This is a genomic window from Castellaniella caeni NBRC 101664 (assembly GCF_001592225.1).
GTDB lineage: Bacteria > Pseudomonadota > Gammaproteobacteria > Burkholderiales > Burkholderiaceae_B > Castellaniella > Castellaniella caeni.
Genome location: NZ_BCWN01000029.1, coordinates 20,839 through 30,289 on the forward strand (window position 1 = coordinate 20,839; position 9,451 = coordinate 30,289).

Here is a 9,451-nt window from a genome sequence, read left to right on the forward strand (position 1 = left end):
TAATTCTTGTTGCAGGAGTCGCAATGAAAACAACTTCTCTGGAGCGGAGTCTGCTGAAGGTGTATCGGCAGGCTGTCCGTCAAGATAACTGGATCGTCGCCGAGCATCTGCTGGCCGCCATTGAAGCGTGTGCACCGCCTGAATATGCGATGACCGACGCCGTGGCCGAAGCTTACTTCGCGTTGCTGACCGTCGAGGCGACTCCACCCCAACAAACACCGGCGACAAGATCAATGCCTGGTACTTGACCTTCACTGTCATTTTCAGAAGGCGGCCGCTGCGCTTGTCCTCCTGGTCGGCTTGAGCCGCATCATGCTCGGCGTGCACTATCTGAGTGACGTCTGGGCAGGTTACCTGGTTGGTGCACTTTGGCTTATTGTGGGCATCAGCCTGACGGAATGGCTGAGTGCAGGCGGGCAAATTGCTTGGAATACACCAACCGAACGCCGCCGAAAAACGGCGGCGTTCGGCCTAGTCGCCATCGCGGCCGCCGGGTTCGTTACCTATGTCCACACTCGCACGCTGCCAGCCCCGCCTCCCGCGGCGAAAACAGTCATCCAGGTCAATCGTCCATTGGACGAAATGCTGCGTGCTCAAAAACTTGCGAGCACATCGTCTCTGCTCGGCGCGTCTGAACAACCGCTATCGTTTGCCGTCGTCACACCAAGCGCGGAGGCATTGTCCGCTCTTCTGAGCCGAGCAGGCTGGTTCCCTGCCGACAGTCCGGATCCGAAAAACCTGCTGCGCCTTGCCCGACAGGGTCTGGACTACACCACGGCACCGCTCGCGCAGGCGTTCTGGAACAACCGTGTCAACGATCTGGCTTTCGAACGGCCGATTCAGAATTCGCAGGATAAGGCGGTCGCCACCGTCCGACTATGGCAAACCCCTTTTCGTGTCGGTCCGAACCAGATCTTTGTGGGGGTGGCGCGGACATATGATGGTATCCGCTGGGGCATTCTGCACACGGTCTCGCCCGATGTGGATGCGGCAGCCGAGCGATTCGTCGAATCGCTCAAACAGTCCGGACGACCGCTCACGATCTGCCAACGCGCGTTGACCGCCCCGATGACGGGCTCGTACCTGATGGGCGACCGTTTCTTCACACGGGGACAGCTATGGCTGCTCGATCCGGGTGGCCGCACCGATGCCGCAGATATCTGCGGCGCTCACGGGTCGAGGCAATGAAAAACCAGTCGTTCCCGAAAAAAGTCCGCAATGCGCTCTCCGGCATCGGTTTCGCGTGGGCTGAAGAACAAAATTTTCGCGCGCAGGTGGTTCTCGTCGCGGTCGTCTTTGGCGTGTTTTCCATTGTTCGGCCAGCCGCGTTTTGGTGGGCACTTATCGTGCTATGCGTCGCGTTGGTACTCGCTGCGGAGTTGGCGAACTCGGCCATCTAGGCACTGACCGACACCGCCATGAGACCCAGATTTATTGATAACTCGAGGTGCTCTAAAGTCAGACCGTCCTCCGTCCAGTAGCGGCGCTCGCCGCGCGGCCGGTATCCGCTGTCCATCTTCACGGCGCGGGCAGCCATTGCCCTGATCTCGCCGCCTAAAACGCCGACTGTATCACTGTGCTCCTTCCTGCAAGGGGTGTGCTTCGCCGGGTACTCACCCGGTCCCTTCGTCTCTCTTCGTTCTCCTTCGGGCTGCGGCTTGCGTGCCCGCCCCTTTCCGGTCGTCCCTGCGTGATCCAGCGCGGCAAGGCGACGAACTCACGGCAACGGTGGCACTCCGGGCCAGACGTAGGTCTGCGGACACCGCAAAACCTACGAAAGGCTCGGAATCTTCGGCCCCGGTAGCCGGTTAACCCAGAAAGGAGAAAGCACCCATGAAGACGAACAGCATTGCCGCGCTGAGCTATGACAACATGAATGACGCACACCCCCTGTATGTGCGCAGCCCCAACGGCCGCTACAAGCCCGCCACGGATGATCAGATCCTGGCCGCTGGCCGGATCGCGGCCGAAAGCTTGATTCCCGCGACCGACATGATGGGAAATCCGGACCGGGTGGCGCAGTTCTTTCAATCGAAGCTGGCTGGGTTGGGCCATGAATGCGCCGCGTTCCTGTATCTGGACACACAGCTGAAGCCCATCCGATACATTGAACAGGGCAATGGGACGCTGAACCACGCCAGCATCTACCCGCGCGAGATCGTGAAGACGGCGCTTCGGCTCAATTCGGCCGCGCTCATGATGGCCCATAACCACCCCTCGGGTCTGGCTGAACCCAGCCCGGCGGATCTGGCCCTGACGCGGCAGCTGAAGCAGGCGCTGGCCTTGATCGATGTGCGGTTTCTGGATCACATCATCGTGAGCGCCACTGAGACCACGTCGCTGGCCTCGCGCGGGCAGATGTAAGGCATGGGGCAGGGCGGGGATCCGTCCTGTCCTGGTCGCCTGGCTGATTGAGCCTGATCATCGGCCAAGGCGGCAGATGGCATGATCGGTTGATCATGAGGATGGGGGCATTCAGCCGGCCCCTGCCGTGCGTCTGGGGTCGCCCGCCAGGGGCCAGGAAGTAGTGCAGTGCCACAACGACAACACCGACCGGGTCAGGGTGCCCCGGTCGGTGTTGTCATCTGGTGCCGATGGCAAGGGTCTCTGCGGGAATGCGGGCCATGGCCCAGTCAGAGCCCCGAGGGTGCGGGGCTGGGGGCGCTTGCCGCGCGGCTGCCGTGTGGGGTCATCGCTTGGGGATCGGGCCGTGATCCCGTCTTCCGTGACTCCCGCCGCCTGAAACGCCGACGTGTACCACTTCCGCTTCTCTCTGCAAGGGGTGCGCTTTGCCAGGTACTCACCCGGTCCCTGCGCCTGTGGCTTCGGGCTGCGGCTTGCGTGCCTGCCCCTTTCCGTTCGGCGCTGCGTGGTCCAGATCGGCACGGCGACGGAACTCACGGAAGACGGCGGCAAGACCGGAAAACCAGCGTAGACCCCACACGGAGGATATACGTTCCGGCTCAAGAATCTTCGGATCCGGTCAGCTGAAAAAGCAGTTCAACCCTTGTTTTGGAGAATCAGACCATGAACACCTACGAAGCCAAGCAGGCAGCCCGCAAGGCCCGGTACGAAGCCCGCGCAGGGCAGGCACATGCGCAATCCGATGCAGTCGCGTCCCTGGCCAGCCGCATGGCCGATGCCATCCCCATGGGCCAGCCCATCCTGGTGGGGCACTATTCCGAAGGACGCGACCGCCGCTATCGGGAACGGATCAGCCGAGGCTTTGAACAGTCTGTCGAGTTGCAGAAAAAAGCCGAGCACTACGCCAATAAGGCCGCTGCCGTGGGCAAGGGCGGGATTTCCAGCGATGACCCGGCCGCGATCGAGAAACTGCAGGCGAAGCTGGCCAGCCTGCAGGCCATTCAGGAAACCATGAAGGCGATCAACGCTATCTTGCGCCGCCATGCCAAGGCTGGGGCCGATGCGCAGGTGGCCGCCCTGGTGGATTCTGGCCTGACCTACGCGGAACGCGCCCGCGAGCTGGTGACCCCGGACTATATGAACCGCATCGGCTTTGCCCCATTCCAGCTGCAGAACAACAACGCCAACATCCACCGCATCATGGCCCGCATCAAGGAATTGCAGCGTGCGGCTGAACGCACCGAAACCGAGCAGGCAGGAGACGACTACACCTACCGCGAGGATCCGCAGGAAAACCGCGCCATGTTCCTGTTTGACGGCAAACCAGCCAAGGACACCCGCGACGTGCTGAAGCGCTGCGGCTTTCGCTGGAGCCCGACGCGCAGCGCCTGGGTGCGCCAGCTGACCGGCAATGCCCAATGGGCCGCCAAGGATGTGATCCGCCACCTGGACGCACTGAATCAGGCCTGACCGACTTGTCCGCCCTGGGCCGTATCCCGGCCTGGGGCATCACCCCCCAGACTTTCATCATCGGAGAATCACCATGGCATCATTGAACCGCACCACCCTCATCGGCAACCTGGGCAAGAACCCGGAGATCCGCTACACCCCGGACGGTGCCGCCGTCTGCAACGTGTCGATTGCCACGACCAGCACCTGGCGCGACAAGGCGAGCGGCGAGCGCCGCGAAGAAACCGAATGGCACCGAGTCGTCGTCTACGGCCGCCTGGCCGAGATCGCCGGCGAATACCTGAAGAAGGGCCGCACCGTGTTTGTGGAAGGGCGCCTCAAAACCCGCAAATGGCAGGACAAGGAGAGCGGCACCGACCGCTACAGCACCGAGATCGTCGCCGACCAGATGCAGATGCTGGGTGGGCGCGATGACGGCCAGGCGGGGGAGATGAAGGCGGCGGCCGCAACGGGCAGGGCGAAGGGACGAAGTGGGCAGACTGCGGCTGCAGCCCCGGCGGCTGGCTCCACTGCGCTGGAAGAGTCGGATATTCCGTTTTGAGAGACCGCATGAGCCCGGCCGGATGATCCCGACCTGATCCTGCACGACACACTGGCCCGGCTTTGTCCGGGCCTTGTTGCGTTCTGGGCAGCCGGTATTCCTACGTCCCCATGCCTTCCAATCTTGTGGCCAATCGCACCATCAGGCTCATGCGCTCATGGAAAATCGCCACGATCAGCGCTGGCGCGTCTTTGCGCGCCAGGCAAAACAGGTAGTGATGTTCGCAATGCGCCATACGTAACGCGGGATAGAGTGCGCCCATGTCTTGGAAAGCTCCCTGACCGCCTGCCAGGCGGGCCATCCCACGTTCCAGCGTTGAGATGTAACGGCGCACTTGGGCATGGCCCCATTGTTCTCGTGTATAGCGGATGATGCTGCGCAGGTCTGCTTCTGCGGCTTGGGTCAGAACATAGTTGCGGCGGATCAATCGTCAGCCTTTTCGGCAAGCTCTTCATCGAGGATCTCGTTGACACTCCTGGCGGATATTTTTCCGGCCAGGCCGTCACGGATGCGTTCGCTTAGAACGGCTTGTAACTCTTGCCATGCCTGGTCGTCGGCGGGAAACAGCCGTTCAAGCGTGTATTGCTTGATGGTTTTGCCTTGTAGTGCGGCCATGGCCTTCAGGTTCTGGTGCTGCTGATCGGTCATGTCGATGGTTAGGCGGCTCATGGTGATGGCTCCGAAAAATTCCCTCAGACCCACATTACCACATTTGCACATCCAATCATAGGAGCCCCGATGCTGTGATTCTTTTGTATTGCATGGAGCTTGCTTGTTTCTGTAGGCCAATAGCATGCCGAGCATCTGATGCCTGGTCTCCATTGACCGTTACCTGGTGCTGATGTCTGGCCCTGTTCCCAGGCTTCGCCTGGGGCCCTGTGCTGTGACGCTGCCTGCCCGGTTTCCGGTCAGGCTGGGCCGTTCAGTCCTCAAAGTCGCTACCGCTCCTTTGTGGCCTTAAACGTCCCACACATGACGCACCCCTGGTAGGGTGTGAAAAAGTTTTGTGAATCAATGACTTGGCGATAAATGGTCGGTTTTGGTGATGCAGGACAGATAGGGCACTGGAATGGCGCAAGCCATTGATCCAGCGGGGAGAACGGCGGCTACGCCTGTAGCCGAATGGCGCGTAGACGGCTGCCTGAATGGTGGCGGACACCATTCATACACCAGCGGTACCGTCTGGAAACACCGTAGACACACCGGCGGCACACCATGCCAACACCAGCAGGCCACCGTCTGCACACCTGATGTACACCAATCGGCCAGCTGATTCCCACCAAATCTTCAAGAATGGTGTCCAGCATGGGCATTTCTTCGCGTTCGATACGCTCGTACTCAGCCCGGACCTCGGGGTCTTCCAGCGCCTTCTTGACCAATTCATCGTGTGTCAGCATGTTTGATCTCCTTGAGTCCATTTCCGGGAAATTTGCGTCATACTCGCAGCGTTTCAGCTATAGGCGAATTTTCACCAAGCCGGCACGGTTGCGTGGAAATGACTACAAGATGGCCTGTAGCCCCTTGCTTGCGATGACGTTCAGCAGCTTCAGGGCCGGGCCTGTCGGACGGGTATCCCCCTGTTCCCACTTTCGGACGGTCGATGCTGTGGTGTGTAGATGGTGTGCGAACACAGGCTGGCTGAATTTCAGCTTTTCACGCAGGCTTTTGATGTCGCTGGGTGTGAGATCGTGCACGGGCGGCGGGCAAACGGCATCGAATTCGCGCATCGTTACTTTGTCGATGGCCCCGGCTTTGTGAAGCGTGGCCAGATCGCCACGCAGGGATTCAATGATTTTGCTCACAATGCACCTCTAGTAATACCCCGGATTCCAGTGCCTTGGACAAGGCGTGTGCTGGCAGCTCCATCACGCTTTTAAATATACCCGATACGGGTATGATTTCCTATTGCTAGGTGGCTGTAGTTTACGGATTGCCCAGCTCCTGCGCGGCTTCGTGTGTATCAATTGTCATTTCCGCCGTCTCGTGAATTGGCCTGTCAATGTCATGCGCCAGCCCCTTGATCCCCAGCCGATCCACCCGTTCCGGCAGTTTGTCGGCATCATCCGTGAACACCACAACCTCATGGCGCTCGCGCGAGATACTGACGTAGTAGGTATCCTGGGCCGTGGTGCGGCTGAAACTTTCCGCGTTGTACAGCACCCGGTCGCAGGTCAGGCCCTGGGCGCTGTGCGCCGTGGTGGTGTAGGCATAGTCCAGGTGCAGCGGCCGGTCGGTGGGCAGGCTGATGCTTCTGTCGCCAGTTTCGATGGTGACGGTGCTGGCCTCGATGGCGATGACCCGCGCCAGCTGGCCATTAACCAGGTCATGCTGGGCATCGTTGCGGGTGATGCGTACCTGGTCGCCTGTGGACAGTTCCGATTCGTTCAGGTGATAGACCGAGAGCTTGCCCATGGTCCGGGGGATGATTTCGATGGGCTCAGGTTGTGATGCGCCAGGGTTCACCGCCTGCACCGTGATGCGATCATGGCGGGGAATACCGGTCACCCGGTACAGTTCGCCGCGCTTCAGGCCGCACTGGTAATCACGTTCCGGCACGACGATATCGCCCACGGTGTAGTACCGGGCGAGCAGCTGGCAGCGCTGGCCCTTGCCTTCCAGCCCGCGCAGGGCGTGGATGCGGGCATTGATCGCCTGGCGCGAGGCGTTGGTGCCAGTCACGACGATGGTGCTGGCCTGCTGGTCGGCAGGCAGCCCCACATAGGCCTGGGCGATGGCTTCATACCGGGCCGAGCTGTCGCGCGTCTTTTGACCATGTTCATCCACGCTGAACTGATCCGGGATGGTCAGCACCCGATCCAGCAAGGGCAAGGAGCAGCTGGCCTGGCCCTGGGCGGCCAGTTGCACGGCCTGGCGCAGCCGCTCAGAACGCTGGCGCTGGATGTCGCCCATGAGCACGGTCTTCATGCCGTGTTCCTGCAGCATGGCAAAGGCGCGACCGGCCTCGATGGCCTTGGTCTGGGCCGTGTCGCCCAGCAGCACCACCTTCGCGCCGGTGGGCTGGATGAGTGCCAAGAGCTTGTCCATCTGGCGCACGGGCACGACCCCGGCCTCGTCGATCACCACCACGGTCTGTGGGCCCAGCTGGCTGGTGAAGGGCTGTTTGTCGCGGGCGGAGAGCACCGAGGCCACAGTATTTGCAGGTACACCATCCTTGCGCAGATTGCGAACCATGCCGCCATAGGGGGCGAGCGCCACCAGGCTGTGGCCCTGCTGCTGCAGGATGGTCTGGGCGTTTTGCAGGGCAAAGGACTTGCCGGTTCCGGCCAGGCCTTGGATCCCGCTGATCTGATCGGTGTCACTGGCAATCAGCATCACGGCTTCGCGCTGGCCTGGGGTCAGGCGCTCATCCAGCCCTGTTTCGGTCACGGTGCTGGCGATGGGGGCCTGCCAGGCACGACGGCCGCTGGCTTCAGCCGCTAGGATCCGGGATTCGGCCTCATAGGCCTTGCGTGTGGCGTAGCGCGGGCTTTCCATCAAGAGCCGTCCTTGGGTGATGGCCTGATCGACCAGCTGCAGGGCTGCGTCCTGCGAGAGCCCGCGCAGGCGTACGACCTCGGCCGCCCAGCCGTCGCGGGTCATGGGTACTGCCTTCATGTCCTGGGTGCTGCGATAGTGTGGGGCTTCCTGGATGAGTGTCCCTGCCTGTACCCGCCCCTGGATGGCCGACTGGATGGCGGAGATGTCCGTATGACCACCTGCGTGGCGCACGGCGCTTTGCAGCAGATCGGCCAGCGGCATCACGGATTTGCGTTCAGCCAGATGCTGGATCGCCCATGACAGCGATGCCTGGGCGACCAGATCGGAGGCCTTGCTGGTTTCGTGCTGTGGCTGTGAGCTTACATGTAGGCCTGCCTGGTCAAACCGCATGCCAATGGCTTTGGCGGCTGCCTGCCATTCCTGCAGCAGCTCAGCCCGGCTGTAGGCCTGGGTCTTCTGCTGCCGGTGGGCGAGGGTGATGCCCTGGCGCAGGGCGTGCGGGGCCTGATCACGACTGGTACCGTGTGCGGCCAGCTCCGCCGAGATCCCCGCACTGCGCTTACTGAAGAATTCGATCTGTTCCCGGCTGATGTGGGCAAGCTCGATGTGGTTCTTCTCGTGGCGCACGGCATAGCCCAGCGCCCGGACATTGCGCTCCAGCGTTGCCTGGTAGATGGAGTCCGTCACCCGCAGCAGTTGGAAGATCTGTTCATTGGATAGCGCCACCCACTGGTCGTCGTCCCGCTGCGTCAGGTTCATGAGCAGCGCGTGGACATGCAGGTGCGGGTCCGGTGCGGCGTCTTCCGTGGGGCGGGCCGTTTCGTGGCGAAACTTGGCGATGATGAGATTGCCCGTATGCTCCACTCGCGACTTGCCGTTTTCCTTCCTGCGGCCCATGGCCAGCTGCTGTTCAACGTAAGTCAGGGCCGTGGCCACGGCATCATCATTGGCTTGGATCAGGCGCTCGTCGCCCCCGATCAGGGCCTGCAGCGTGATGCTTTTGGGCGCACCGAAGGTCAGATCCAGCGCAGCGCGGGCCTTGGCGTCCTTGCGCACGGATTGACTGGCCGTGATGCCATGGCCAAAATCACCCTGCAGCATGACTTTGAACCGGGCGGGATCGATGGCCCCGACCGCGCCCAAGCGCCGGGCACCTTCGCCTTGCCAGGTCGCGGCGCTGCCGTCTCGGCTGTAGTAGTCGTCGGTCTGGTCGGCGTAGTAGTGGGTCGCAAGGGCCGCGCGGGCCCGATAGATCTGGCTGTGCGAGATCATGGGTGCTCCGGGAAGTGGGGGTGGCAAAAGATCAGCCAGCAGGCGCGAAAGGCGCGCCAGTGCTGGCTGTTGAGGAGAAGGGCAGGGGGATTACACAGGGTTTTCCACAAGAACTGTGGATTAATACGGTCTGATACCGGCCATAAGCGGTCTTACATTGCCCAGATTTCCACGTATGCGGGCAGCTATCCGCATTCACTCAATGGGAAGGGTATAGTCAATTTGCTTAGTGTTGAAATCCTCTAATACACCTCTGACCAAATCCATAGCATCAAATCCAAAATTGATAATTTGGCTTGAATGCTT

11 protein-coding genes are annotated in these 9,451 nt (G+C 61.3%); 6 read left to right on the forward strand and 5 right to left on the reverse strand.

The genetic code is table 11. The annotated features are described in order from the left end of the window. The first annotated feature begins 23 nt into the window (after window positions 1-23). The 6 genes from CCA01S_RS14185 to ssb all read left to right on the forward strand — a co-directional run bounded on the left by CCA01S_RS14185 (window position 24) and on the right by ssb (window position 4,375). A complete protein-coding gene (locus tag CCA01S_RS14185) occupies window positions 24-248 on the forward strand; it encodes a hypothetical protein (RefSeq protein ID WP_066459637.1) in 225 nt (74 codons plus the stop codon). Then, window positions 238-1,188 carry an LssY C-terminal domain-containing protein gene (locus tag CCA01S_RS15880; protein WP_369691545.1) on the forward strand — a complete coding sequence of 317 codons (951 nt, stop codon included), beginning with the start codon at window positions 238-240 and terminating at the stop codon, window positions 1,186-1,188. Before CCA01S_RS14185 ends, CCA01S_RS15880 begins: the two co-directional genes overlap by 11 nt. Then, a complete protein-coding gene (locus tag CCA01S_RS14195) occupies window positions 1,185-1,400 on the forward strand; it encodes a diacylglycerol kinase (RefSeq protein WP_084386800.1) in 216 nt (71 codons plus the stop codon). Before CCA01S_RS15880 ends, CCA01S_RS14195 begins: the two co-directional genes overlap by 4 nt. A gap of 433 nt (window positions 1,401-1,833) precedes the next feature. Then, complete coding sequence (locus CCA01S_RS14200; protein WP_066459643.1) at window positions 1,834-2,364, forward strand: JAB domain-containing protein; 531 nt, start codon at window positions 1,834-1,836, stop codon at window positions 2,362-2,364. Window positions 2,365-3,027: 663 nt separating this feature from the next. Further along, on the forward strand, window positions 3,028-3,834 hold the full coding sequence (locus tag CCA01S_RS14205) for a DUF3560 domain-containing protein (RefSeq protein ID WP_066459644.1): 807 nt from the start codon (window positions 3,028-3,030) through the stop codon (window positions 3,832-3,834). 73 nt (window positions 3,835-3,907) lie between these two features. Beyond that, entirely contained in the window at window positions 3,908-4,375 is a 468-nt protein-coding gene (gene ssb / locus CCA01S_RS14210) for a single-stranded DNA-binding protein (RefSeq protein ID WP_066459646.1), read from the forward strand. Window positions 4,376-4,475: 100 nt separating this feature from the next. Here ssb and CCA01S_RS14215 read toward each other — a convergent pair whose 3' ends face one another. From CCA01S_RS14215 to mobF, 5 genes are all read right to left on the reverse strand, one after another. Continuing rightward, window positions 4,476-4,802, reverse strand: a complete 327-nt coding sequence (locus CCA01S_RS14215) for a type II toxin-antitoxin system RelE/ParE family toxin (RefSeq protein ID WP_232305140.1) — start codon at window positions 4,800-4,802, stop codon at window positions 4,476-4,478. Further along, window positions 4,799-5,044 carry a type II TA system antitoxin, ParD family gene (locus CCA01S_RS14220; RefSeq protein WP_066459667.1) on the reverse strand — a complete coding sequence of 82 codons (246 nt, stop codon included), beginning with the start codon at window positions 5,042-5,044 and terminating at the stop codon, window positions 4,799-4,801. Before CCA01S_RS14220 ends, CCA01S_RS14215 begins: the two co-directional genes overlap by 4 nt. Window positions 5,045-5,481: 437 nt before the next feature. Next, window positions 5,482-5,772, reverse strand: coding sequence for a hypothetical protein (locus CCA01S_RS15885; RefSeq protein WP_198150026.1), 291 nt, complete (start codon window positions 5,770-5,772; stop codon window positions 5,482-5,484). Window positions 5,773-5,874: 102 nt separating this feature from the next. Further along, the gene (locus CCA01S_RS14225) at window positions 5,875-6,177 is read right to left on the reverse strand and encodes a helix-turn-helix domain-containing protein (RefSeq protein ID WP_066459648.1); all 303 of its coding nucleotides are present in this window, start codon (window positions 6,175-6,177) and stop codon (window positions 5,875-5,877) included. A gap of 121 nt (window positions 6,178-6,298) precedes the next feature. Then, a complete protein-coding gene (mobF, locus tag CCA01S_RS14230; RefSeq protein WP_084386801.1) occupies window positions 6,299-9,145 on the reverse strand; it encodes a MobF family relaxase in 2,847 nt (948 codons plus the stop codon). Between the last annotated feature and the right edge of the window lie 306 nt (window positions 9,146-9,451).